The sequence below is a fragment of the Pseudogulbenkiania sp. FW507-F1 genome, assembly GCF_058781125.1.
Genome location: NZ_JBYSWM010000004.1, coordinates 164,322 through 187,964, shown reverse-complemented (window position 1 = coordinate 187,964; position 23,643 = coordinate 164,322). Strand labels below are relative to the sequence as shown.

General features: G+C 65.0%; 16 protein-coding genes. 5 read left to right on the top strand and 11 right to left on the bottom strand.

Translation table 11 applies throughout. From position 1 onward, the window contains the following. Nucleotides 1–13: 13 nt before the first annotated feature. Entirely contained in the window at nucleotides 14–1,930 is a 1,917-nt protein-coding gene (gene ftsH, locus AC3WG5_RS04345) for an ATP-dependent zinc metalloprotease FtsH (RefSeq protein WP_492567929.1), read from the bottom strand. A 389-nt stretch (nucleotides 1,931–2,319) separates the two neighbouring features. Between ftsH and AC3WG5_RS04340 the strand changes: the two genes are divergently transcribed. After that, complete coding sequence (locus tag AC3WG5_RS04340; RefSeq protein ID WP_492567928.1) at nucleotides 2,320–3,297, top strand: SGNH/GDSL hydrolase family protein; 978 nt, start codon at nucleotides 2,320–2,322, stop codon at nucleotides 3,295–3,297. A gap of 68 nt (nucleotides 3,298–3,365) precedes the next feature. On the opposite strand, the gene AC3WG5_RS04335 is transcribed toward AC3WG5_RS04340, so the two are convergent. The 5 genes from AC3WG5_RS04335 to gloA2 all read right to left on the bottom strand — a co-directional run bounded on the left by AC3WG5_RS04335 (nucleotide 3,366) and on the right by gloA2 (nucleotide 9,126). After that, nucleotides 3,366–4,481 carry a 2-methylaconitate cis-trans isomerase PrpF family protein gene (locus tag AC3WG5_RS04335; protein WP_492567927.1) on the bottom strand — a complete coding sequence of 372 codons (1,116 nt, stop codon included), beginning with the start codon at nucleotides 4,479–4,481 and terminating at the stop codon, nucleotides 3,366–3,368. Beyond that, nucleotides 4,478–5,704 (bottom strand): multifunctional CCA addition/repair protein, encoded by a 1,227-nt coding sequence (locus tag AC3WG5_RS04330; RefSeq protein WP_492567926.1) that lies wholly within the window; start codon nucleotides 5,702–5,704, stop codon nucleotides 4,478–4,480. Before AC3WG5_RS04330 ends, AC3WG5_RS04335 begins: the two co-directional genes overlap by 4 nt. Before the next feature lies 1 nt (nucleotide 5,705). Continuing rightward, on the bottom strand, nucleotides 5,706–6,653 hold the full coding sequence (locus tag AC3WG5_RS04325; protein WP_492567925.1) for a complex I NDUFA9 subunit family protein: 948 nt from the start codon (nucleotides 6,651–6,653) through the stop codon (nucleotides 5,706–5,708). Between the two features lie 42 nt (nucleotides 6,654–6,695). Next, complete coding sequence (locus AC3WG5_RS04320) at nucleotides 6,696–8,573, bottom strand: lytic transglycosylase domain-containing protein (protein WP_492567924.1); 1,878 nt, start codon at nucleotides 8,571–8,573, stop codon at nucleotides 6,696–6,698. Nucleotides 8,574–8,733: 160 nt separating this feature from the next. Beyond that, a complete protein-coding gene (gloA2, locus tag AC3WG5_RS04315; RefSeq protein WP_492567923.1) occupies nucleotides 8,734–9,126 on the bottom strand; it encodes an SMU1112c/YaeR family gloxylase I-like metalloprotein in 393 nt (130 codons plus the stop codon). 241 nt (nucleotides 9,127–9,367) lie between these two features. On the opposite strand from gloA2, the gene AC3WG5_RS04310 reads away from it, so the two are divergent. Further along, a complete protein-coding gene (locus tag AC3WG5_RS04310; protein WP_482581479.1) occupies nucleotides 9,368–10,099 on the top strand; it encodes a glutathione peroxidase in 732 nt (243 codons plus the stop codon). 179 nt (nucleotides 10,100–10,278) lie between these two features. Next, a complete protein-coding gene (locus AC3WG5_RS04305; RefSeq protein ID WP_492567922.1) occupies nucleotides 10,279–11,670 on the top strand; it encodes a dihydrolipoyl dehydrogenase in 1,392 nt (463 codons plus the stop codon). Nucleotides 11,671–11,736: 66 nt separating this feature from the next. Here AC3WG5_RS04305 and AC3WG5_RS04300 read toward each other — a convergent pair whose 3' ends face one another. Then, on the bottom strand, nucleotides 11,737–13,323 hold the full coding sequence (locus tag AC3WG5_RS04300) for a GGDEF domain-containing protein (protein WP_492567921.1): 1,587 nt from the start codon (nucleotides 13,321–13,323) through the stop codon (nucleotides 11,737–11,739). 514 nt (nucleotides 13,324–13,837) lie between these two features. On the opposite strand from AC3WG5_RS04300, the gene AC3WG5_RS04295 reads away from it, so the two are divergent. Both AC3WG5_RS04295 and AC3WG5_RS04290 read left to right on the top strand, forming a co-directional pair. After that, nucleotides 13,838–14,872, top strand: coding sequence for an extracellular solute-binding protein (locus AC3WG5_RS04295; RefSeq protein ID WP_492567920.1), 1,035 nt, complete (start codon nucleotides 13,838–13,840; stop codon nucleotides 14,870–14,872). 2 nt (nucleotides 14,873–14,874) lie between these two features. Next, entirely contained in the window at nucleotides 14,875–16,599 is a 1,725-nt protein-coding gene (locus AC3WG5_RS04290) for a HAMP domain-containing protein (protein WP_492567919.1), read from the top strand. A 28-nt stretch (nucleotides 16,600–16,627) separates the two neighbouring features. On the opposite strand, the gene AC3WG5_RS04285 is transcribed toward AC3WG5_RS04290, so the two are convergent. The 4 genes from AC3WG5_RS04285 to AC3WG5_RS04270 form a co-directional block, all read right to left on the bottom strand. Then, complete coding sequence (locus AC3WG5_RS04285) at nucleotides 16,628–17,935, bottom strand: MFS transporter (RefSeq protein ID WP_492567918.1); 1,308 nt, start codon at nucleotides 17,933–17,935, stop codon at nucleotides 16,628–16,630. 33 nt (nucleotides 17,936–17,968) lie between these two features. Then, nucleotides 17,969–20,674, bottom strand: coding sequence for a cation-translocating P-type ATPase (locus AC3WG5_RS04280; protein WP_492567917.1), 2,706 nt, complete (start codon nucleotides 20,672–20,674; stop codon nucleotides 17,969–17,971). 212 nt (nucleotides 20,675–20,886) lie between these two features. Next, nucleotides 20,887–21,078, bottom strand: coding sequence for a cbb3-type cytochrome oxidase assembly protein CcoS (ccoS, locus tag AC3WG5_RS04275; protein WP_008952767.1), 192 nt, complete (start codon nucleotides 21,076–21,078; stop codon nucleotides 20,887–20,889). Between the two features lie 13 nt (nucleotides 21,079–21,091). Continuing rightward, nucleotides 21,092–23,605 (bottom strand): heavy metal translocating P-type ATPase, encoded by a 2,514-nt coding sequence (locus tag AC3WG5_RS04270; RefSeq protein ID WP_492567916.1) that lies wholly within the window; start codon nucleotides 23,603–23,605, stop codon nucleotides 21,092–21,094. Nucleotides 23,606–23,643: the final 38 nt, after the last annotated feature.

Sequence of the window (23,643 nt, the reverse complement as noted above, 5' to 3'; positions counted from 1 at the left end):
GCACCTCGACCTGTTATTTCAAATCTTTTTGGCCTTGCCCTTCCTCCGGGGGATTGGCTTCTGCGCTTCCGTTCCTGCTCGGCACACCCTGGGACGACAGCAGGTCGCTCAGGGTGGCACGGTCCACCACTTCCTTTTCCAACAGCAGCGTTGCCAAGGCTTCCAGGCTGGCGCGGTTGGTTTGTAGCGTGCGCTCGACACGCGCATGGGCCTCTGCCAGCAGCTTTCTCATTTCGTCGTCGATCGCCTGTGCGGTACGTTCGCTATAGGGCAGATGAGGCTGTGACGTAGGTAGGTCGAGATAGGCACCGGGGTGGGATTCATCGAAGGTGGCGAGGCCGAGCGACTCACTCATGCCGTACTGCGTGATCATGTGGCGAGCCATGTCGGTCGCGCGCTGCAAGTCATTCTGTGCTCCGGTGGAGACGTCACCGAAGACGAGCTCCTCCGCCACTCGCCCTCCCAGCAGCACGTCGATGCGATCCAGCAGTTCGCTCTTTTTGAGCAGATACCGGTCTTCCGTTGGAATCTGCTGGGTGTAGCCCAAGGCGGCGATGCCGCGCGGAATGATGGAAATCTTGCCGACTCTGTCGGCATTCGGTCGCATTTCCGCCACCAGTGCATGCCCGGCTTCGTGGTAGGCCACGGTCTCTTTCTCCTTGGGGTTCATGATCCGGTTCTTCTTCTCCAGTCCTCCCACTATCCGGTCGATCGCCTTGTCGAAGTCGGTCATGTCGACGGCGTCCTTTTCCTCGCGGGCCGCGTGCAATGCCGCTTCATTCACCAGGTTCGCCAGGTCGGCGCCGGCGAAGCCGGGGGTGCGGGCGGCGATGGTGGCGAGTTCGACGTCCGGGGCAAGCCTGACTTCTTTGCAATGGACCTGGAGGATTTTTTCGCGGCCCGTCAAGTCGGGACGGTCGATCGCCACGTGGCGATCGAAGCGCCCGGGGCGCAGCAGTGCCGGATCGAGAATTTCCGGCCGGTTGGTGGCCGCCAGGATGATGACGCCCTTGTTGGTGTCGAAGCCGTCCATTTGCACCAACAGCTGATTGAGCGTCTGCTCCCGCTCGTCGTTGCCGCTGATGCCACTGATCCCCCGTGCTTTACCTAGCGCGTCAAGTTCGTCGATAAAAATGATGCAGGGCGCCTTTTCCTCGGCTTGCTCGAACAGGTCGCGCACTCTGGCGGCGCCGACGCCGACGAACATCTCCACGAACTCGGATCCGCTGATGGAGAAGAACGGAACACCGGCTTCGCCGGCAACCGCTTTGGCCAGCAGCGTTTTGCCCGTGCCCGGCGCCCCGACTATCAATACTCCTTTAGGTATCTTTCCGCCCAGCCTGCGGTAGCGCTCTGGTGCCTTGAGGAATTCCACCACCTGCATGAGTTCGTCCTTCGCCTCGTCGATACCCGCCACATCGTCGAAGGTGACGCCGGTTTCCCTCGCCATGTAGACCTTGGCCTTGCTTTTGCCAACCGCCATGAGGCCGCCGGTACCTCCCATGCGCTTCATGGCAAACAGCCAGATCGACACAAAGATCAGTGCGGGCAATACCCAGGACAGGATGGACGCGAGCCACTTGTTGTCGGCCTGCCCGGTGAAGCGGACTTTGGCTTTCTCGAGCTCCTGCACCAGCGTCGGGTCGCTCACGCGCAAGGTGGTAAAGGGCTGGTCGCCAGTGCCGAGTTGCTTGATCTTGTCGACGGTTTCCTTGGCGACCAGTCCTTCCAGACCGTTGCTGGCCAAGGTGCCGGAGATGGCTTGCTCGTTGACGGTGAGGTCTTTCACCTTGCCTGCCGTCAGCAGCGTCTTGAATTCGCTATAGGACAGGGTGGTTACGCGCTCCTGGAGAAAGAAGTTCTGGACCAGCAGCAGCACCCAAAATGCGATGATGAAATACCAGACGGAAAATTGCTGTTTCTGCTCCATGCCTTCACCTTAAGCCTTGGGCACGTCCCTGTTCATTCTCATTCTGGCTCATCGGCGAGGCCTTCATCCCGGAAAATGGGTGCAGGCCCGTCATTTCTTGAGCCGACCCGTACCGCTCCAGACGATGCCGGAGATGGCGGCCGAATGCAATGGGTGCCCGGCCCGGTCGACACCTTGCGCAAACGCCGGGTGAGCGCGTGGTGCAGGAAGTGCCTGCCTTTGGCAGGGTGGCGCGCATCTTCCTGGTGGTGAGCTTCGGATGCTGTGCCAATAATGATGAGGTGGGCCAGGGTGCCACCCTGTTTTCCGTGATCAACCCCACCACAGGATGGGGCCAGCGGAGGAGATGGGGGTGCCCGTTTCGACGTATCGCATCGGGAGCGAAGAGAATGAAGAAGGAATTCGCAGGGAAATGGCGGGTTGTCGGGTGGCTGGTGTTGCTTCTGCTGGCGCCGGGATGGGTGGCAGCGCAGGTGACGTTCGATCGGATCGTGGTATTCGGCACCAGCCTGTCGGACCCGGGCAATGTGTTCGCCCTGACGGGTCAGGAAAACACCCCGCCGTATAACAAGCTGGATCCCTCGGACCCTTTTCTCATTCCCTCGGCACCCTACGCCCGAGGGGGACACCACTTTAGCGACGGCGCGACCTGGATCGAACAGTTCGCCGAGTCTCACGCGCTTGCCGCCAACACCCGTCCCGCCTTTCGGGCCTCGAACGACCATGCGAGCAACTACGCGGTCGGCGGCGCACGGGCGCGCAACGCCGGAGAGCTGAGCCTGTCCGCGCAGGTCAGCCGTTTTCTGACGGATTTCGGTGGTACCGCGCCTGCGGACGGATTGTACGTCGTGGAGGCGGGCTCCAACGACGTGCGCGATGCCTTTGTCGCGCTGGCCATGGGGGGTGACGGCGGCGGGGTGATTTCCGCCGCATTGACAGCGATTCAGGACACCATCGCGCTGCTGCATGCCAAAGGCGCCCGTAAGTATCTGGTCGCCAATGTGCCGGATCTCGGTCTGACACCCGCGGTGCAACGTCTGGACCAGGCGTCTCCGGGTGCCAAGCTGGCCCTCAGCTCGCTGTCGCTCAACTTCAACATCGGGCTTGCCGACCTGCTGACCGGGTTGCGGGCGGCCTATCCGGATAGCCAGTTTGTCCTCTTGAACGTGTTCCAGACGGTGAATGACATGACGCAAAGCCCGTCGACGTTTGGCCTGCGGGACGTTTCGACGCCGTGTGTCACGCCCAATGTGGCACCGTTTACCTGCCGCAATCCGGGGGACTACCTGTTCTGGGACGGCATTCATCCCACCAGGACGGTCCACGCCATCTTTTCACAAAAAGCCGCCCAGGCGCTATCCGAATGACGGCGCGGTGAGCGCCCCCATCGTCCGGCATGGGGCTACGGCGCGGACGGTGGGATGCCGGGTTGGAGTCAGTCCAGCGGCACCCACACCTCGCCGCTCATCAGCGGGCGTGCGGTGCGTGTCATCACGACTTCGTCGACCTGCCAGGCATCGCCGTTCCGGCTGACCCTGGCTTCCAGCGCCTGTCCTCCGCTGGCGTGGGAGAAGTTCAGTTCCCGCCCGCGTATCACGCCGCCGGCCATTTCGCTTGCCAACGTGCCGTCGATGGCGCAGGCGGCGGCGAGGGCGATGGCGCCGGTGCCGGTGAAGGCGTGATGCAGCCGCCCCATCGACAGGATGCGGCCGTTCAGATCGTAGCCGGTGGCGCGTGCCGGACTGAGAAAGCTGATTTTGGGGGTGGCCGGGCGCTCGCGGCTGGCGCGGGTGATGTCCGGCGCCAAGCCCATCGCCACCGCCCCGGCGGCACGGCCCCATTCGAGGGTCTGGTGCAGTTTGGCATCGAGGTGGGCGGCGGTCTCATAACCCGAGAGGCCGAGATCGGCGGCACGTACGAAAACCGTCGGGTTGCCGGCATCGATCAGTGTGGCGGCAAGCGTTGTGCCGTCCGGCAGATGAAGGGTGTCGCAGGGGTTTCCCGTGGGGAACAGGGTTCCCGCGCCGCCTCCCGCCGGGTCGAGAAAATGCAGGCGGATCGGCGCGCCAGGAAAGGCGACGCCGTCGATGCGGTAGTCGCCATGCCAGACCGCTTGACCGCGCTCGATGTCGATCTCGGCGTGGATGCGTTTCCCGATGTTGGCCTGCCAGATATGCACGGTGAAAGGGCCGTCCTTGTCGGGGGCGACCAGCCCGGAGGCCACGGCAAACAGCGGCACCGCGGCCGTCAGGTTGCCGCAGTTGCCGGACCAGTCGATCAGCGGTTCGCCGATCGCCACGTGACCGAACAGGTAATCGACATCGCAGTCGGGCCGTTGCGACGGGGAGAGGATGACGATCTTGCTGGTGCTGGAAATCCCGGTACCCAGGCCGTCGATTTGCAGGCCGTGCGGGTCGGGGCTGCCGAGGGCGCGCAGCAACAGCCGGTCGCGCGTTTCTGTATCGGCGGGCAGGCTGTCGGCGCGAAAAAACAGGCCCTTGCTGGTGCCGCCGCGCATCAGGGTGGCCTTGAGGGAATGCAGAGTGGTCATGCGGCGGGTTCCAGGGTCAGTTTGCAGGCGGCGATGGCGGCGCGGCGAGCCGCATCGACCGCTTGCGGAATTTGTTGTTTGTCTGAGCAACCCTGGGCGATGGCGCCGGCATCCACCGCCAGCGCGGCGTCCAGCATGCGTGCCAGCCAGTCGACTTGCGGGTAGTCGCACTGTTCGAAACCGAGGCGGCCACGGGCGTCGGCGAGGCAGGCATCGAGCATGAGACGGAAACGTTCAGGCCGGCGCAGGGCATCGGTCTCGCGGAACATCTTCAGCACGGTGTCCGGGCGCATGTCGCCGGCCACATGCACCTTGGTGTGATGCAGACAGGTGATCCGGGCCAGGTCACGGCAGTCGGCCGGCACGCGTAGGCGTTCGCTCAGTGCCAGCAGCGGTTTTTCGCCGCGCGCCTCGTGGCCTAGGTGGCGCGGCAGCAGCTCGGCCGGAGTGAGTGCCTTGCCCAGGTCGTGGGTGAGCGCGGCAAAGCGCACTGGCAGCGGCAGTTGCTGGGCCGCGGCGTAGTCGATGACGCGCATCACGTGGTCGCCGGTGTCGATTTCCGGGTGGAAGTCGGCGCGCTGTGGAACGCCGAACAGGGCGTCCACCTCGGGCAGGATGCGCGCCAGCGCGCCGCACTCGCGCAGGACCAGGAAAAAGCGCGAAGGCTGGTTTTCCATCAGCCCGCGCGCCATTTCCTGCCAGACGCGCTCGGCGACCAGGGCGTCGACCTCGCCGTTGGCGACCATGGTGCGCATTAATTGCAGCGTTTCCGGCGCGATGGAGAAGCCGAAGCGGGCGGCGAAGCGGGCCAGGCGCAGTACCCGCACCGGGTCTTCGGCGAAGGCCGGGCTAACGTGGCGCAAGATGCGGTTTTTCAGGTCGTCCTGGCCATGGTAGGGGTCGATGATCTGCCCGGTTTCGTCGCTGGCCATGGCGTTGATGGTGAGGTCGCGCCGTGCCAGGTCTTCTTCCAGGGTGACATCGCGATCGGCGTGGAAGGTGAAACCGTGGTAGCCGCGGCCGACCTTGCGCTCGGTGCGCGCCAGGGCGTATTCCTCGTGCGTTTCCGGGTGCAGGAACACCGGGAAGTCCTTGCCGACCGGGCGGAAGCCGCGGGCGGTCATGTCTTGCGGCGTGGCCCCGACCACGACCCAGTCGTGGTCGGTCACCGGCAGTCCCAGCAGGCGGTCACGCACCGCTCCGCCGACTTGGTAGATCTTCATGTCAACGTCCAGCCTCGGCGCGGAAGTGCGAGCGCACTTCGTTCGGCTCGGCCTTGCCCAGGTAGAGCGGCGCGATGGCTTCCAGCGCCGTGGGCGAGAAACCGAGCAGCTCGCGCGGGAAGGGGCCGGTGCCGACGTTGTCGACCGAGAGCGAGCGTACGTTGTCGCGGCTCATCAGCGGTTGTCCCGGCAGCAATTCCATCAGTCCGGCCTGCAGCATGGCCAGCCCTGCCGGTAGCCCGATGATGAGCGGCTGTTGGCCGCTCAGGCCGGCGACGTAGCGCACCAGTTCGCGCAGGGCGTAGACCTTGGTGCCGGCGAGTTCGATTTTGTGATGGACGGTGGCGTCGTTGGCCAGGCACGCCACCATGGCGCGCGCCACGTCGTCGGCCCACACCGGCTGGAAGCGGGTGTCGGCACCGGCCAGCGGCAGTAGCGGCAGGGTGCGGGCGAGGTGGGCGAACAAGGTCAGGAAACTGTCGCCACGGCCAAACACCACCGACGGGCGCAGGATGGTCCAGTCGAGCCCGCTGGCCTCGATGCGTTGTTCGGCAATGCCCTTGGTCTGCTGGTAGTGGCTGGGGCCGTTGGGGTCGGCGCCGAGCGCGCTAATATGGATCAGGCGGCGGATACCGTTATAGCGGCAGGCCTGGATGATCTTTTCCGGGAGCGCAACGTGCGCGCGTTCGAACGCCTGGCGGCTGCCGTGCAGGATGCCGACCATGCTGACGACGGCGTCGTGGCCGTGCAGCAGGGCGTTGAGACTGGCCTGGTCGTGCACGTTGGCTTCGACCAGCTCGGTTTTCGGCAGCACGATCAGCTTTTCCTTGTGCTGTTCGTAGTTCCGGGTGGCGAAGGTGATCTCGACCCCGGCTTCGGCCAACCTTTCGCCCAGGTAGCCACCGATGAAGCCACTGCCGCCGATAACGCAGATCCGTTGGTATTTCATTCTTCGATTACTCTCCGCAAGACGTGTTCGACGACCGGCCGATCAGCGGGCCGGAATGGTGCCCAGGCGGCTCTTCAGCGAGAGCGGGGTGTGCTCGAAGCCACTCGCATAATACGCGGCGTTGCCCATGACCTTCTGAACATAGTCGCGGGTTTCGTCGAAGGGAATGGTTTCGGCGTAAATGGCGCCTTCCAGCGGCTTGCTGTCCTGCCAGCTGCGCGCGCGGCCCGGGCCCGCATTATAGGCTGCGGTGGCCATCACGGCGTTGTTGGACAGCGAATTGAGCACGTAGCGCAGGTACCAGGTGCCGAGCTGGATATTGGTGTCGATGTCGTCCACGGCAAAGCCGTTGAGGCCCATTTTTCCGGCGACCCACTTGGCGGTGGCCGGCATCAGCTGCATCAGGCCGGAGGCCCCGACGCCGGAGCGGGCCACGGTGACGAAGCGGCTTTCCTGGCGGATCAGCCCGTATACCCAGGCCTCGTCGATGTCCAGCTGCTTGGCGTAGCGGCGGGTGATGTCACGATACGGCGTCAGGTAGCGCAGCGAGAAGTCGTGTTCGGTGCGGGTGCGTTCGGCGCTGTAGATCGCCATGTCGTAGAAGCTGTGGCGACGCGCCAGTTCAGCCGCTGCCAGGAGCTGGCTGTCGGGGAGGTTGCGCATGCTCCAGCGCCACTCGTTTCGGGCGTCGTTGCGGAACTCCGGCTTGCGGTAGTCTTCGGCCAGATGGAACAGTGCCAGGGCGCGGCGCACCGCAGGCTGGGCGTTGAGGGTGCCGATATCCTCCTCGCTCGGCGGTTTGGCCGAGGGAGAGGCACTCAGCGAGGTGCCGAGCTCCTCGCGCGCCAGCGTGGCGTAGTATTGGTGGCCATCGCTGGCTTGCACCAGCAGTGACGTGGCCTCGCTGCCGCGGCCTAGGGCCTGCAGCGCCCGGGCACGCCAGTACTGCCACACCGGTTTGGCGGCCAGATTGGCCGGCATGGAGCGGGTGACCTGCTCCAGCACGCCCCATTGCGCGATACGCAGCGTGGAGCGGGCCCACCATTCCCATTGCTCGTCGGTGAGCTGGGTGGCATCGGCCTGGGCGAACCACGACAGGGCCTGGGCCATCTGCTGGCGCTTGGCGGACAGCAGCGCCAGCTGACCCCAGGCGAAACCGGCGCGTTCCCGGCTCAGCGACGGTTCGAGGGCGCGCAGGGCGTCGGCGGCGGCGTCCAGATTGGCGCGGCCCTTGTTGCGCACGATGTCGTAGACCAGGATTTCCTGCCCGCCCGGGGTCGAGGCGTCGGCGCTGGCCGGCCGGGCCAGCGTGCTGGCATCCAGTGTCAGCCCGGTGGCGGTGGCCAGCTTGCGGGCGGAGGAGAGGTAGTTGCCGGCAAGCTGCAGCCGGATGCGGCGCCATACCCAGTCGGGCCCAAGCAGGCCCTTGGCGGCGGCGGTCTCGATCAGGGTTTCACAGCCCAAAGGGGTGTCGCGCCCTTGCAGGAAGCCCGCAAAGTCGATGTCACGGCTGCCTTGGCGCAGTCTCAGCAAATTGGCATAGCAGCGTGTTTCTTCGTCGCTGCCTTCCGGCGGCAGGTTCTGCCATTCCTGGGCAAAGCGTGCCCATTCTTCGCGCTTGCCCAGGTGTTTCAGCCACTCGTTGCGGATGCGTTCCGGCATCACGCCTTCCTTGACGCTGTTGAGAAAGGTGATGACTTGGGCGTCGTCGTCCTTTTCCAGGGCTTTCCAGGCTAGCCAGTAGGCCGGGTAGTTCGCCAGCGGGTGGCCCGAGGTGATGCTGGCGTAGCGCGCCAGTTCGGCCACGTTGTTGCTGCGGTAGGCTTCGCGGGCGGCGATCAGGTCGTTCTCGACCGCGGCGAGGGCGGGCAGAGCCGTGCTCAGGGCCAGCACGCTCAGGACAGTGTTCAAACGTTTCATCAGTCAATTATCCATTATTTTCGGCGTCACGCCGGCTATCTCGTCATGCGCCCGGGCGGTCGTTTCCTGCTTTGAAAGCCGCCGGGCTTGCTTGGTTCGCGTTGCGCCCCTGCTTTTTGGCAGTAAGGGTGCGGTGCGGCGGCGCCGGTACCGATACGGTTCAGCGCCTGCATTCGTACAGTTCGATGGGAAGCCCGTCGGGGTCGACAAAGAAGCAGAAGCGCTGGCCGGTGATGTCGTCGAGGCGGATCGCCTCCAGTTCGATCCCTTCGGCCAACAAGGCGTCGCGGGCGTGCTCCAGGTTGCCGACCGCGAGTGCAAGGTGACGCAGGCCGCAGGCTTCCGGCCGGCTGGGCCGGGGCGGTGTGGCTGGGAAGCTGAACAATTCGATCTGGCTGCCGTCGGGCAGGGCCAGGTTGAGCTTCCACGACTGGCGCTCTTCGCGCCAGGTCTCGCTGACGATCGGCAGGCCCAGGATGCGGTGATAGAAGTCCCGCGAGCGGGCGTAGTCCGAGCCGATGATGGCGATGTGGTGAAGTCCGACGAGTTGCATCAGCGCACCTGGGGGACGGGTTGGTGTGGCACGGGTCGGGGTGTCGTCGGTCGCTGTGCCGGCTGGCGTGCAGCATGGGAGGCCGGCGGGATGGCGATGTGGCAAAGCCGGAGGCGATGACTGCTCATAGATTTTCAATATCAATATGCTTTTAACAATCAATTAGACGAATTTGTTGTTGGCTATCAGAATGCAGTCATCGATAGATAAATGACGCCACTCTCAAACCAGGAGATTCACCATGCTGAGCAATCACGAAGGCCAACGCGTTCCGAACGTTACTTTCCACATCCGCGAAAACAACGAGTGGAAGGACGTCACCACCGAGCAACTGTTCCAGGGCAAGAACGTGGTGGTGTTCTCGCTGCCGGGCGCTTTTACCCCGACCTGCTCGTCCACCCATCTGCCGCGCTACAACGAGCTGGCGCCGGCGTTCTTCGAGAACGGCATCGACGCCATCCTGTGCGTGTCGGTCAACGATACCTTCGTCATGAACGAATGGGCGCAGGATCAGGAGGCCCAGAACATCGTGATGGTACCCGATGGCAACGGTGAATTCACCGCCGGGATGAACATGCTGGTGGACAAGAGCGAGCTGGGCTTCGGCAAGCGCAGCTGGCGCTACTCGATGCTGGTGCGCGACGGCGTGGTCGAGAAGATGTTCGTCGAACCGCAGGAGCCGGGCGATCCGTTCAAGGTTTCCGACGCCGACACCATGCTCGACTACCTCAACCCGAAGGCCAAGAAGCCGGATCAGGTGGTGGTGTTCACCAAGGTCGGCTGCCCGCACTGCGCCCGGGCCAAGGCCTTGCTCACCGACCGTGGCTACAACTTCGTCGAGGTTCCGCTCGATAACACGATCCGCGGCAAGGTGCTGGGTGCCGTGTCGGGCAAGATGACTGCGCCGCAGGTGTTCATCAATGGTGAACTGATCGGTTCGGCCGACGACCTGGAAACGCGCTTCGCCCGCTGAGCACCAGGCCGTTTTTGAGCGACTGTTGTTTCCGCCGGTTTCATGCCCTGACGCCGGTGGGAGCTTTCGGGCCGGCCCAAGGCAGTTTGGCCCGGCCCATTTTTCCGCCCGGATACGTGACGTCAGCGCAGTGGCGTGACGTATCCCGGCGCATCTGATCACCCATAAGGATAACGATTATGCAGAACCTCTCCGTCGACGTAGCCATCATCGGCGCCGGCACCGCCGGCCTCGCCGCCTACCGTGCCGCCAAGGCCAACGGCAAGACCGCCGTCCTGATCGAGGGCGGCCCCTACGGCACCACCTGCGCCCGCGTCGGCTGCATGCCGTCCAAGCTGCTGATTGCCGCCGCCGAAGCCGCACACGAAGCGCGCCACACCGCGCCGTTCGGGGTGCACGTCGATGGCGTGATCCGCATCGATGGGCGCGAGGTGATGGAGCGCGTCAAGCGCGAGCGCGACCGTTTCGTCGGCTTTGTCGTCAACAGCGTGGAAGGCATTCCGGAACAGGACCGCCTGCAGGGCTACGCCCGCTTCATCGACAACACCTTGTTGCAGGTCGACGAGCACACCCAGCTCAAGGCCGGCCGTGTCGTGATCGCCACCGGTTCCTCGCCGGCGATTCCGGCGCCGTTCCAGGTGTTCGGCGACCTGCTGGTGGTGAACGATGATGTGTTCGACTGGGACACGCTGCCGCGCCGCGTCGCCGTGTTCGGTCCCGGCGTGATCGGGGTGGAACTGGGTCAGGCCTTGTCGCGCCTCGGCGTCGAGGTGAGGATGTTCGGTGCCAGCGGCTCGCTGGGTCCGTTCACCGATCCGGTGATCCGCGACTATGCCCGCCGTGCATTGGGAGAGGAGTTCTACCTCGATCCGAAGGCCAAGGTGGTGGAGATGCGCCGTGACGGCGACGAGGCGGTGATCCGCTACGTGCATCTCGACGGCGGCGAGCGGGAAGAGCGTTTCGACTATGTGCTGGTGTCCACCGGCCGCACGCCCAACGTGCAGCGGCTGGGTTTGGAGAACACCTCGTTGCAGCGCGATGGCCGCGGCGTGCCGCTGTTCGACCCGGAAACGCTGCAGTGCGGCAACGCCCCGATCTTCCTCGCCGGCGACGCCAACAATACGCTGACGCTGCTGCACGAGGCGGCCGACGAGGGCAAGACCGCCGGTGAGAACGCTGCGCGCTACCCCGACGTGCGTCCCGGTCTGCGCCGTGCGCCGATCGGCGTGGTGTTCAGCGACCCGCAGATGATGATGGTCGGCGCCAGCTTCGCCACGTTGGCCGAAGGCGGCTTCGTCACCGGCGAGGTCAGTTTCGAGGACCAGGGCCGCAGTCGCGTGATGCTGAAGAACAAGGGTCTGCTGCATGTCTACGCCGACAAGGAGAGCGGCCGCTTCCTCGGTGCCGAGATGGTCGGCCCGCGTGCCGAGCATATCGCCCACCTTCTGGCGTGGAGCGTGCAACAAGGGCTGACCGTGGCGCAGATGCTCGACATGCCGTTCTACCACCCCGTGGTGGAGGAGGGGCTGCGCACCGCCTTGCGTGACGCGGCGGCCAAGCTGGCCGGCTGAGTCGGCGCGACCTCGCCAAGACGCCACCCCATCAGGGGTGGCGTTATTTTTTTGTGGCAGGCGTGCTCAGCAAGGGCTGTGCAGCGACACGCCCTCGACCTCGCCGCGTGCCAGCGCGATGGCGGTGCGGTTGCGGCCGTCCAGTTTGGCGCGATACAGCGCTTCGTCGGCCCGCTTCAGCCAGGCCTCGCGATGCGGTGTGGAGAGCGGGGCGACGCCGAGGCTGATGGTGTAACTCACGTGCAACTCGCCATGCGCGACCGTGGTCGATTCGACCCGCGTGCGCAAACGCTCGGCGAAGGCGGCCGCGCCTTCCTCGTCAACGTTGGCCAGTACTACCAGGAATTCCTCCCCGCCCCAGCGTCCGGCCACATCCATGCTGCGGATGGTCTCGCTCATGGCCTTGCCCAGGGCGCGGATCACGGCGTCGCCGGCATCGTGACCGTAGCGGTCGTTGACCACCTTGAAATGATCGATATCGAGAAGGACCAGGCTGGCCTGCTCGCCGTTGCGCCGGGAGCGCTGCAGCTGTTGCTCGAGCGCTTCTTCCAGTGCGCGCCGGTTGGGCAGGCCGGTCAGCGTGTCGGTGCGTGCCAGATGGGCGAGCTTGCTATTGGCCTCGGCCAGTTCGTTCACCAGCCGGGTGGTCGAATCCAGCCAGTAGGTGAACATGCGGTAGCCAAAGAAGCCGACGAAGGCGGCAATCAGGGCAAATACCCAATAGAAGGTCCAGGTGGTCGCCAGCATGGTGGTGACGGCGCCGGGCAAGATCGCCAGTTCGCTGGCACGCAGGGCGTGGCGCACCGTATTGCTGCCGAGCCACAGTGTCAGCCAGCCGTAAATCAGCACGCCGGCGACGATGGCGATCACCAGCTGCAGGCTGAGACGGCGCGACTCCGCTGCCGCGGTGCGCCACAGCCGTGGGTGCCGGTCGCGCCAGCGCTCCAAGGCCGGCTGGCTGAGCAGCAACAACGGACCTCCCAGCAACAGGCACTGCAGGAAGCCGCCCAACCACCAGCCTTGCCAGATCGGCAGCAGGCCGGTCGGGTCGACCAGATTGGTGTAACACCAGATCAGCGCCCCGGCCGAGCTGAAGACGCTGGCGACAAACGACATCAGCGTGTAATAGAGCACGGCGTTGGCCGAGCGCAGGTGTAGCGGCATGGCGATGGTGCGGTAGCCCAGCACCAGCACGGCGAAGCCCAGAGGGTTGGCACAAGCGAACAGCAGCGCCCAGGGCAGCGGCATGTGGGCATACAGCGCCAGCGACAAGGTGGCCAGATAGGCCGGAATCGCCCCCCAGGTCCAGCCGAAGAACAGGGTCCACCATAGGCAGATTATGAGGGGGGGATAGATCGACACATAGACTTCCACCCCGGCGAATGTCAGTGACAGGCCGGACCAGCTGTTGGCGACGGCGGCGATGCCGCTGGCCATGCAGGCTAGAACCGACAGCAGCCAGCCGCCCAGGATCAGCCCTTGTTCAGAACGGGAGCCCTGGTGCCAGAGCTGCTGAGCGGGAAGGGTGCGGTAGTCGGGGCGGGGGCGTGACGAGGCCTCCGCCGGCGGGTCTGCGGTTACGCCATCGCGGATGGGCTGCCTGGTGTCACCACGCTTCATGGTGAAGGTGTCTGGCGATTGGGTGTTTTCCATGTGCTCTCGTCAGAGCGGGCCTCCATCATGGGCAGGAGGCCGTCCCGTCTCCAGAAGCGCCACTCCCGGTGGAATGGCGCCGTTGTCCGTTTACCATCACATTTCCCCGCCAATGCCCTGAGCGGCGCGGTGCGGGTCTCACCGCAGGCTGGTGGCCATTCATCTCATCTTTATCGCGACAGACCGGGGCGACAGGTGCGGCTGCATCGCCTGCGCCCGCTGCTTCTGCCGTGTCGGAGGCAGGAAACAGGGGGCGGCGAGTGAAGCGCTGCTTAGCCGGCGCTCTTCAACCTAGGTGTGGCAATGACGTTTGGTTGGTCAAGTGTTAATTTAAACAAACTATTTTTCAAGAAGTAGATTGAACTGTTGCAGTATTTATGTGCATTATTTTATTAATGCCACTTTGGTAAACAACCGGTGTTTGATCAAGCAATTTTTTCGTGGCGCTGATTTTGCCTGATCATTTGACGAATTGAGTAAAAGTGGTGCTCGATCAAAATAAAATGACAAATAAATGCGCAAATATTTTCAAATAACCATTTTGACTATTTTACTTGCGTTGGCGCCGCCTGTCTTCGCCGCCGAGAAGACATTACGCGTCTTGGCCTGGCCTGGATATGCCGATCCCGACGTGGTGAAGGCGTTCGAGGCCCGTTTTCACAGCAAGGTGGAAGTGACGTTTGTCGACTCCGATGAATCGTTGTGGGACAAAATGCATGCCGGTCACGACAACACGTTCGACGTGGTGGCCGCCAATACTGTTGAAATTCACCGCTATACCCGTGAAGGGTTGCTGCAACCGCTCGACCTGGCACGTCTGCCTAACACCCGGTTCCAGCTCCCGCGCTTTCGCGCGCTCTCGTCCATCGGCGGCCTGACCCAGGGAGGCAAGGTTTATGCCCTTCCCTTTACCTATTCCGCCATGGGCTTGATTTATGACCGCAAGCAGGTGTCCGTTCCCCCACGGTCGATGTCCGAATTGTGGAATCCGCGCTATCGCGGAAAGGTGCTGGCCTTCAATAGTGCACAACATAATTTTTCCTTTACGGCGCTGGCTTTGGGGGTGGACAACCCTTTTCAGCTCGATGCGAATCAAATGCGGCGCGTCGCGAGGCAATTGGTTGCGTTGCGGCGTAATTTGCTGAGTTATTACAGCCTTCCCGAAGAAGCAACCAAATTATTTATTCAACATAAATCGGCCCTGCTTTTTGCCAACTATGGCACGCAGCAGCTGACGCAGCTCCGTAAGGCCGGGGCGGACGTGGGCTATGTCATTCCGGAAGAGGGGGCGCTTGCGTGGCTGGATTGCTGGGCGATGACGCGGGCGGCGCGCGACCGTTCTTTGGCCCTGGCCTGGATCGACTACATGCTGGAGCCGGCCGTCAGCCGGTTGCTGCCCGAGCGCCAGGGGCTGGCGAATACCCTGACCTCGCCACCGGAATTGAGCGATAAATCGCGCATCATCTGGCTCCAGCCGGTGGAGGATGTGAAGCAGCGCGAGGCGCTGTGGGGCAAGATCGTATCCGGCAATCTTCCGGAGAGGCTTTAGCCATGCGTCCGGGTCTGACCGTCAAACTCTCGATACTGCTCGCCTGCATCGGCATTCTGGCCTCTGGGGTGACGGGCTACTATGCCTATTCCACCAATCAAAGCCTGCTGGTGAACGAGGCCGAGCGGAATTTGCTCACCTCCACCGAATTGCTGAGTCAGCGCTTATCCACTGTCCTGAACGATATTGCGGCCGACGCCCTGACGCTGGCCAACATGCCCTCATCGGCAAAAGTCGCCGGCTTCGAAGAAGTTGCCGGGGATGACGTGGCCAAGGAACGTTTGGCGCAGGTGTTCGGCACCATCATGCGCCTGCATCCTCAATACGCCCAGGTGCGCTTGATCTCCCGCCAGCAGTTTGGCCTCGAACGAATCCGTTTCGATCGGGATGGCAGCCACCTGGTGAGGGTGACTGGGTCTCTGCTGCAGGAGAAAGGGCATTTCCCGTATGTTTTCGAAACCCTGGCGCTCGCGCCAGGGCGCGTCTACGTCTCGCCGATCACGGTCAACCATGAACAGGGCGCTCATTCGGCGGAAGGCGCGCCGACGCTGCGCCTGGCCTCGCCGGTCGTGACGCCGGCCGGCGCCGTCGTCGGCGTGGTCGTCATCAATGTGCGGTTGAAAAGTTTGCTCGACTCCGTCCAGTCGGACTTGCCGGCCGGGCACCAGCTGTACCTCACCAACGAGTGGGGCGATTTTCTGGCACACCCCAACCCTGCCATGACCTTCGGTTTCGATAAGGGCCGGCGTTTGCTGGTTCAAGACAGCTACGAGCAGACCCGGCCGTTGTTCGACAAGACCCAATCCAGCGTGCTGGTGAACGGGCTGGACGATCCGCAGCGGGCAAAGGGGCAGATTCTGGCTTTTGTGCGCAAACCGTTCGGCCTGCCGGAAAACCATCAATTTGTCGTGCTTGGCCTGGCCCGCCCCTTGGAGGATGTGCTGCGGGGCGGGAAGTCGCTTGGGGAAAGCACCATCCAGATGGTGCTGGCATTCAGTGTGCTGTCCATCGTGCTGGCAGTGGTGTTTTCGCGGGCATTGACCCGTCCCTTGCAGATGCTCACCCATGCCGCGACGAGCTTTCAAACCCGGCATGCGCTCGAAGCGCTGCCGGTGACGCGCACCGATGAAATCGGCGTGCTGGCGCGCTGCTTCGACCAGATGCGCAAGGAGCTGAAGTCGCACATGGAAAAGATGAGCCAGAATCAGCAAGAGCTGAGGCATCTGGCCCACCACGACTCCCTCACCGGGCTGCCGAACAGGATGCAGTTCTTCCACCAGATCGAGCGCGCCATTGACGCGGTGGCGGAGAGTGGCCAGCAGTTGGCCGTCCTGTTCATCGATCTCGACCACTTCAAGCAGATCAATGATCAGATGGGCCACGCGGTTGGCGACCAGGTGCTGATTGTTGTGGCGCAGCGCCTGCGCAGCGCCTTGCGTGGCGAGGATGTGGTGGCGCGGCTCGGTGGCGACGAGTTCATCGTGCTGATCAAGGGGCCCGCTATTGCCACGGATGTACCCGCCATTGCCGCGAAGATCTTGAGCACACTCAATGAAGACATCATGACCCATGGCCGTCGCCTGCAGGTGTGCGCCAGCATCGGCATCAGCCTGTTCCCGGAGGATGGCGTGACGGCGGAGGAGTTGGTGCTGCGCGCCGACAGCGCCATGTACAAGGCCAAAGTCAGCGGGCGCTATACCTTCGCCCGCTATCAGGCGGCGGAATAAGCGCGCCGCCCCCTTATGGAGGGGGGGCTCAGGATTTGACCGGTCTGAGCCAACTGAAGCGGCTATGCCAGATGCTCGGGGCGCACCGCACCAGGTGCCAGGTGGCCAGCACGTTGGCCGAAGCAGTGATCAGGAGCAGCACCGCGACGCTGTCGAACAGCTTCAGGACCACGGCGCTGGCGATGGCCGAGAATACCATGTAGAAGCCGTTGGTGATGTTGTTGGCCGCGATGGCCTGTGAGCGGAAGGCGGCCGGGCTGGCGATCTGCAGCCAGGTATAGAGCGGCACGGTGAAGAAGCCACCGAAGAACCCTAGCAGGGCGATGTCGGCGATATGGCGCCAGTTGGCGGGGGTGGCGAGGTAGGTGCCGAGGCCGACCAGTTCGCCTTGGTGCAAGGCCAGCGAAGACAGCGCCACGTCGCCGCCGAACAGCGTCATGCCGGCGCTGCCGACCAGTACCAGCCCCAGCTGCAGCCGCCCCTGCGACAGCTTGGCGCACACCACCGAACCCGCGCCGATACCGATCGAGAACAGCGCCAGCATCAGCGTGTAGACGTTGGCGTCGCCGCCTAGATGCTGCTTGGTGAAGGTCGGCAGCTGGGTGGTGTAGATCGCCCCCATCAGCCAGAACCAGGAAATGCCGAGGATAGCGCTCTTCACGTCGGCGATGCGCCAGGCCTTGCCGACCAGCTCGACCGAATCCTTCAGCACGTTGGCCGAAAGGGCCAGTTCCGGCGAGGAAGGAGGCGCCGGCGGCATTTGCCGGCTGCAGGCGTAACCGGCCAGCGCGGTGGCGCAGATCATCGTTACGATCAGCCATGGCCCTCCTTGCGTCATCAGGCTGCCGCCGATCTGGCCGATCAGGATGGCGAGGAAGGTGCCCATCTCGATCAGCCCGTTGCCCCCCACCAGCTCGCGCTCGTGCAGGTACTGCGGCAGGATCGAGTACTTCAGCGGGCCGAAAAAGGCGGAGTGCACCCCCATCAGGAACAGCGCCGCCAGCAGCAGCCCGGCAGCGTGGGAGAAGAAGCCGACCCCGGCCAACAGCATGATGGCGATTTCCACCAGCTTCACCGCGCGCGCGATGCGCGCCTTGTCGATCTTCTCCGACAGCTTGCCGGCGGTGGCGGAGAACAGGAAGAACGGCAGGATGAACAGCCCCGCCGCCAGGTTAACCAGCATCGCCGGCGACATGCCGCCGATACTCAGGCCGTGGTAGCTGATCAGCACCACGATGGCGGTTTTCAGCAGGTTGTCGTTGAAGGCGCCGAGAAATTGGGTGCCGAACAGCGGCAGGAAGCGGCGGCTGGTAATGAAGGGGAAGCTGGCGATCACGATGGGCGGTACGGGAAAGATGGGTAGCGCATGCTAGCCCATTCCCCGGCGGGTGTCAGCAGCCGCGCCGGGATGGCGCCGCCGCCAGGCCTTGCGCAACTCGTCCGCCAGCAGCATCGCCAGCAGCACCGGCAAGGCGATCAGCCAGTCGGCCGCCGCCAGCGGCGCGGTGCCGAACACACGTTGGCCGAAAGAGGTGTAGACGATCGACAGGATGAGGGCCGCTTCGAAGGCGAGCCCACCCAGCAGCCAGCGGTTGCGCACGGGCAGGCGGAAGGCGGATGCCGTGCTGTCGCGGCACAGGAACAGGTTGACGACCTGGCCCAGCACGATGGCAACGAGGCAGGCCGTGGTGGCCGCCTGGTAGAAGGGGGCACCGGCCGGCACCGTGCCGCCGTAGTGCCAGCCAGCGGCGTGCATCACGGTGAAAAAGGCGAACAATGCGGCGGCCGCTTCGAAAAGCCCGAGAAAACCGTAGGCGCGCAGCAGCAGCCCTGCGGTGAGCAAGCGCTCCTGGCGCGACCGGGGCGGGGTGTTCATCACCGCCGGGGCGGGCGGCTCGGCGCCCAGCGCCAGTGCCGGCAGCATGTCGGTGCCGAGGTCGACCGCCAAAATCTGGATGATGGTGAGCGGCAGCGGGACGCGCAGCAGCACGAAGGCCAGGTAGGGCACCAGTTCGGGAATGTTGGAGGTCAGGATGTAGGTCAGGAATTTGCGGATATTGGCGTAGACCGCCCGGCCTTCCTCGATGGCGTCGACGATGGTGGCGAAGTTGTCGTCCAGCAGCACGATGTCGGCGGCGGCCTTGGCGACGTCCGAGCCGCGCTGTCCCATGGCGATGCCGATGTCGGCGCTCTTCAGCGCCGGGGCGTCGTTGACGCCGTCCCCGGTGACGGCGACGACCTCGCCCTTTTGCTGCAACACCGTGACGATGCGCTGCTTTTGTTCCGGCGTGACGCGGGCAAACAGCAGGTCGGGCTGGTCCAGTCGCAGTTGCAGCTGGGTGTCGGAGAGGCGCTCCAGTTCGTCGCCCGTCACGACCTTCCCGTCCCCTTGCAGGAGGCCGATCTGCCGCGCGATGGCGCTCGCGGTAACGGCGTGGTCGCCGGTGCACAGCACCACCCGGATGCCGGCTTGGCGGCAGGTGGCGATGGCGCCGGCGACCTCGGGACGCGGCGGATCCTCGATGCCGGCGAGGCCGGCAAACACCAAGTTGGATTCGTCCAGCGGCAATGCGGCCGGCTGGCGGTAGGCCAGTGCCAGCACGCGCAGGCCTCGCTCGGCGAAACGGTCCACCTCGGCCAGCAGACGATCGCGTCCGGTCGCATCGAGCGGCTGTTCGCCGTCCGGCATCAGCAGCATGCTGCACAGCGGCAGCACGCTTTCGGCGGCCCCCTTGACGTACAGGTGCAGGCCGTCCGGCTGCTGTTGCAGCACTGCCATGCGCTTGCGTTCGCTGTCGAACGGCAATTCGCCGCGACGCAATGACGGCGGCTGCGGCAACGCCCCGGCAAACTCCGCCAGGGCCTGTTCCATCGGGTCGCCGATCCAGCCGTTGCCGCTGGCCAGCAGGTTGTGGCACTGGCCGGCGATCTGCTTCAGCACCGCCGGCAGTCCCGGGGCGTCGGCGGGGTGGGCGTGCCCCAGGGTGTACACGTCCAGCACGCGCATGCGGTTTTCGGTCAGCGTGCCGGTCTTGTCCGAGACGATCACCGTGGCCGCGCTCAGGGTCTCCACCGCCGGCAGGTGGCGCACCAGCGCCCGGCGTTTGGCCATGCGCTGGGTGGCCAGGGCGAGCGACAGGGTGACGGTCGGCAGCAGCCCCTCCGGCACGTTGGCGACGATGATGCCGATGGCAAACAGCAGGTTGTCGCTCCAGGGCAGGCCGATGGCGTGGCCGATGGCCAGGAAGACCAGCCCCAGTGCCGTGGCGAAGAGCGCCACCCAGCGCGACAGCCGCGCCAGTTCGCGCGTGAGCGGCGAGACGGTGTCCGCCGTGCTCTGCGTCAGATGGGCGACGTGCCCGAAGCGCGTGCGCATCCCGGTGGCGTAGACGACCACCGCGGCTGAGCCGGCGACCACCGAGGTGCCGGCAAACAGGCAGTTGCCGCCGAGTACCGGGTCGGCGTTGTGGCTGGCCTCGGCGTGACGCGACTGGGGGGCCGACTCCCCGGTCAGGATCGCGTTGTTGACGCGCAGGCCGAACGCCGAGAGCACGCGGCAGTCGGCAGGCACCGCATCCCCGCCTTCGAGGTAGACGATGTCGCCCGGCACCAGTTGGCTGGCCGGCAGGGGATAGGCCACGCCGCCCCGGCGGACCTTGACCTCCAGCGGCAGCAGCTGGCGCAGGGCGGCCAGCGCCTGCTCCGCCTTGTACTCCTGCCAGAACGAGAACACCCCGTTGATGACGATGACGCCGATGATGGCCCAGCCCAGCGTCGCCATCGCCGGGTCGCCTTGCAGGACGTGGGCCAGCAGGGCCAGTCCGGCGGCAATCCACAGGATGATGGCGAAGAAATGCCCGAACTGTTCCAGCAGCCGTTGCCAGCCGGGCTTGCCGGCCATCTCCTCGACGGTGTTGCTGCCGTATTCGGTGAGGCGCCGCGCCGCTTCCGCTTCGGCCAGGCCGCCCGGCCCAGTGTGCAGGCTACCCAGCGCCTGCTCCGGCGTCAGGCGGCTGATGTTGAGGGCATCGAGATGGGCGCGATGGGCGGCGGACGAGCGATGGCTACCGGGCATGGCACTCCTGGTCGGCTCGAAAGAGGGGGTTGGGGCGCGGCAGGTGGCTGGCTGCTGCCGGATCGGTACACGCCGTCAGCGTCTGCGCGTCATGGTGTGTTTATAGCGGATTGGCCGTGGGGCGTGGAATGTCGGCCGTCAAGGGCGGGCCATGTCGGCGAGGCGGGCAGGAGATGTCCTCACCGCGGCCGGAGGAGGGCGTGGCGGCCCGGTCAGCGCGGGGGCGGGTCCGCGTTGAGATCGTCCTTGTCGCTGGGGGTGGGGCGATCGTCATCCATTAGGATGCGGTGCCCCGGGCCTTCCAGGTCGTCGAACTGTCCGGTGCGGGTGGCCATCCAGAAAATGAAACCGATCACGAAGGCCAGTACCAGGCTCAGCGGGATCAGCAGATAGAGACTTTCCATCAGTTCGTCCGTTTCAATCGTCGGCCATCATGGCTGCTGCACTTGCAGTGGGGCCGGGGCGGGGAATTCCGGCCGGGCGTGCTTCTGCCGCCGCTGCAGTGGTGCGTCTCATGCCGACCAGGCGCAGCGCGTTGCCCACGACCAGCAGTGAGCTGCTGGCCATGCCGAGGCTGGCCAGCCATGGCGTGACGTGGCCGGCCATGGCCAGCGGCAGCGCGACGATATTGTACAACACCGCCCAGACCAGGTTCTGCCGGATGATGGCGAGGGTTTTCCTGGAGAGCGTGACGGCCGCGGGGACCAGAGCCAGGCTGTCGTTGATCAGCACCATGTCGCCACTGGCGCGGGCGACGTCGGTGCCGCTACCCATGGCCATCGACACGTCGGCGCGCGCCAGCACCGGGGCGTCGTTGATGCCGTCGCCAACCATCAATACCCGGGCGCCGCGCTGCTGCAGTGCGCTGACGTAGGCCAGCTTGTCTTCCGGGGTGGCGCGGGCGCGGAACTGGCTGATGCCGGCGTCTTCGGCCAACCTTTGCACCGCCTCGTGCTCGTCGCCGCTCAAGAGGTGGACGGTGAGTCCCTGTCGGGTCAGCGCCGCGACAGCGGCGGCGCTGTCGTCGCGCCGGGTGTCGCCGATGGCGAACAGGGCCGCCCAGCCCTGGCGCGACCCCAGCGCAATCCGGGTGTGGCCGCGCTGCCAGTCGGCGAGGCCGGACGGCAGCGGCCCGGCGAGTTCGGCAACGAAGTCGCTGCGCCCCAGGCGCCAGGTCTCGCCGCCGACCATGCCTTCAATGCCGCTGCCGGGGATGTTGTGTAGCTCTTGGGCGGTGGGGTGCGCGGCGGGCGCCGCCGCCAGCAGGGCGCGGGCGATCGGGTGCTCCGAACCCGCTTCGAGTGCCGCGGCCAGGGCGAGCACATCCTCGCGCTCGCCACAACGATGGGTTTCCACCAGGCGCATGTCGCCGTGGGTCAGCGTGCCGGTCTTGTCGAACACCACGTCGCTGACCTTGGCCAGCGTTTCCAGCGCATGGCCGCGCGTGGTCAGCACCCCCAGTCCGGCCAGATGGCCGCTAGCGGCGGTGAGCGCCGCCGGCGTGGCCAGCGACAGGGCGCAGGGGCAGGAAATCACCAGCACCGCCACGGTAATCCACAGCGCCCGTTCCGGGTCGATAAAGTGCCAGCCAAGGTAGGTGGCCAGTGCCGCCAGCAGCAGCGCGGCGACGAAGCCGCTGGCAAAACGGTCGGCCAGTTGTGCCAGCCGCGGTTTTTCCGCCAGCGCCTGATCCAGCAGGCGCACGATGCCGGCCAGCCGGGTGCCTTGCCCGGCCTGGCTGATGCGCACGGTCAACGGGCTCTCCAGGTTGACACTGCCGGCGATCACGGGCGAATCCACCGTTTTGCCGACGGGCCGGCTCTCGCCGGTGAGCAGCGATTCATTGGCCGCGCTGCGGCCTGCCAGCACCACGCCATCGGCGGGGATGGTCTCGCCCGGTTTGACCAGCAGCACGTCGCCGGCAATCAGCTGACTCACCGGCACCTCGTGTGCCACCGTTTCGTCCGGCCAGCCGGCGAGGCGATGGGCAAAGGCCGGGACCAGTTTCACCAGGCTTTCCGCCGCTTCCCCGGCCTTGCGCCGCGCCAGGCCTTCGAGATAGCGTCCGCCCAGCAGCAGGAACACGAACATCGATACCGAGTCGAAGTAAATACCGTGCTCCACCTTGTTGATGAGCGCCCAGGTGCTGGCGCCGAAGGCGGTCAGGATGCCGATGGTGACCGGCGTGTCCATGCCGACGCGGCGCGTGGTGATGTCGCGCCAGGTGGCGCGGTAGAACGGCAGCGCCGAATAGACGATCACCGGCAGCGTCAGCAGCAGGTTGGCCCAGTGCAGCATCCACAGGAAGTCGGGATCGATCTCGCCGTGCGGCGCCAGGTAGACCGGCACCGCGTACATCATCACCTGCATCATCGACAGGCCGGCCACCCACAGCCGGGTCAATGCCTGCTTGCGTTCTTTTTGATGCAGCGCCTCCTGGCGCGCGGCATCGTAGGGGTGGGCCCGGTAGCCGATGGCGGCGATGGCCTCGAGAATTTGCGACAGTTTCAGGCGGGTATTGTCCCAGCGGACCCGGGCGCGGTGGCTGCTGTAGTTGATGTCGACCGAGATCACGCCAGGCAGGCGCATCAGATGCTGTTCATTGAGCCAGACGCAGGCGGCGCAGGTGATGCCCTCCAGGATCAGCGCGGCTTCGCGCACATTGTCCGCCGCGATGTGGACGAAGCTCTGCTGCAGTTCGTCGGAGTCGTACAGGCGGATGCGCTCGAGCAGTTCCAGCGGCAGCGCCTCGGCCTGCCCCGCACCCTGGGTGCGGTGGGTGTAATAGCCGTCGAGACCGGAATCGATGATGGTCTGCGCCACGGCCTGGCAGCCGGCGCAGCAGGTGGATTCGGTTCGTTCCCGATAGCGCACCGGAAAGGAAGCGCCCTCCGGAACCGGAAGGCCGCAGTGGAAACAGTCGTCACTCATGGCGTGCTATTGTAATCAAATGAGGATTGCCGCGCTTG

What these genes read in the sequence shown, in the direction of transcription:
- ftsH (WP_492567929.1), bottom strand. Translation starts at nt 1,930, where the DNA reads ATGGAGCAGAAACAGCAATTTTCCGTCTGGTATTTCATCATCGCATTT.
- AC3WG5_RS04340 (WP_492567928.1), top strand. Translation starts at nt 2,320, where the DNA reads ATGAAGAAGGAATTCGCAGGGAAATGGCGGGTTGTCGGGTGGCTGGTG.
- AC3WG5_RS04335 (WP_492567927.1), bottom strand. Translation starts at nt 4,481, where the DNA reads ATGACCACTCTGCATTCCCTCAAGGCCACCCTGATGCGCGGCGGCACC.
- AC3WG5_RS04330 (WP_492567926.1), bottom strand. Translation starts at nt 5,704, where the DNA reads ATGAAGATCTACCAAGTCGGCGGAGCGGTGCGTGACCGCCTGCTGGGA.
- AC3WG5_RS04325 (WP_492567925.1), bottom strand. Translation starts at nt 6,653, where the DNA reads ATGAAATACCAACGGATCTGCGTTATCGGCGGCAGTGGCTTCATCGGT.
- AC3WG5_RS04320 (WP_492567924.1), bottom strand. Translation starts at nt 8,573, where the DNA reads ATGAAACGTTTGAACACTGTCCTGAGCGTGCTGGCCCTGAGCACGGCT.
- gloA2 (WP_492567923.1), bottom strand. Translation starts at nt 9,126, where the DNA reads ATGCAACTCGTCGGACTTCACCACATCGCCATCATCGGCTCGGACTAC.
- AC3WG5_RS04310 (WP_482581479.1), top strand. Translation starts at nt 9,368, where the DNA reads ATGCTGAGCAATCACGAAGGCCAACGCGTTCCGAACGTTACTTTCCAC.
- AC3WG5_RS04305 (WP_492567922.1), top strand. Translation starts at nt 10,279, where the DNA reads ATGCAGAACCTCTCCGTCGACGTAGCCATCATCGGCGCCGGCACCGCC.
- AC3WG5_RS04300 (WP_492567921.1), bottom strand. Translation starts at nt 13,323, where the DNA reads ATGGAAAACACCCAATCGCCAGACACCTTCACCATGAAGCGTGGTGAC.
- AC3WG5_RS04295 (WP_492567920.1), top strand. Translation starts at nt 13,838, where the DNA reads ATGCGCAAATATTTTCAAATAACCATTTTGACTATTTTACTTGCGTTG.
- AC3WG5_RS04290 (WP_492567919.1), top strand. Translation starts at nt 14,875, where the DNA reads ATGCGTCCGGGTCTGACCGTCAAACTCTCGATACTGCTCGCCTGCATC.
- AC3WG5_RS04280 (WP_492567917.1), bottom strand. Translation starts at nt 20,674, where the DNA reads ATGCCCGGTAGCCATCGCTCGTCCGCCGCCCATCGCGCCCATCTCGAT.
- ccoS (WP_008952767.1), bottom strand. Translation starts at nt 21,078, where the DNA reads ATGGAAAGTCTCTATCTGCTGATCCCGCTGAGCCTGGTACTGGCCTTC.
- AC3WG5_RS04270 (WP_492567916.1), bottom strand. Translation starts at nt 23,605, where the DNA reads ATGAGTGACGACTGTTTCCACTGCGGCCTTCCGGTTCCGGAGGGCGCT.